The organism is Streptomyces sp. DH12 (assembly GCF_020873895.1).
Classification (GTDB): domain Bacteria; phylum Actinomycetota; class Actinomycetes; order Streptomycetales; family Streptomycetaceae; genus Streptomyces.
Window position 1 is genome coordinate 1 of the sequence record NZ_JAHWGT010001595.1, and the last position, 396, is coordinate 396.

A 396-nucleotide genomic window follows, 5' to 3' on the forward strand; every position below is an offset into this window, starting at 1 on the left:
TCATGGAGGAGGTCTCCGGCGGGCGCATGCACTACATGTTCAACCGCGTCGGCGGCCTCAAGGAGGACCTCCCGGCCGGCTGGTCCACGCGCGCGCGTGCCGCGGTCGCCGAGGTCCGCTCGCGCATGGACCGCTTCGACGACCTGGTGCTCGGCAACGAGATCTTCCGCGGCCGCACCCGGGGCGTCGGCGTGCTGCCGGCGGAGGCGGTGCACGCGTACGGGGTGAGCGGGCCGATCGGGCGCGCCTCCGGCGTCGACTTCGACCTGCGCCGCGACGAGCCGTACCTGGCCTACGGCGAGCTGGGCGACCTCCTGAGGGTGGTCACCCGTGAGGAGGGCGACTGCCTGGCCCGCTTCGAGTGCCTGCTGGAACAGACGCACAACTCCCTGGACC

At 72.7% G+C, this 396-nt stretch carries 1 pseudogene; it reads left to right on the forward strand.

Annotated elements, in window-relative coordinates:
- Nucleotides 1-396 (forward strand): annotated as a pseudogene (locus tag LPA54_RS41260) (NADH-quinone oxidoreductase subunit D); the annotation flags it as partial.